The 213-nt window shown below is 65.3% G+C and carries 1 protein-coding gene; it reads left to right on the top strand.

From position 1 onward, the window contains the following. Positions 1-213, top strand: a 213-nt coding sequence (locus AAHM41_RS40530) for a M10 family metallopeptidase C-terminal domain-containing protein (protein WP_342242301.1), incomplete at both ends; no start/stop codon positions are given.

Genomic DNA, 213 nt, shown 5'->3' with positions numbered 1-213 from the left:
CGGTGGCGACGACGACACGCTGCGCGGCGGCAGCGGCAGCGATACCTTCGTCTACAACACCCGGCAATTCGGCGACGACACCATCAAGGACTTCACCGCCGGCGCCGGCGGCGACAAGATCGACCTGACCTTCCTCAAGGTCGCCGATCTCGCCAGCCTGACGCCCTTCATGAAGGAGGCCGACGGCGACGTCATCATCACCCTCGGCTACAA

Source organism: Inquilinus sp. OTU3971 (assembly GCF_038440215.1).
Note: the sequence above shows the minus strand (reverse complement) of the source record. Positions and strands in the feature narration are given on the sequence as shown.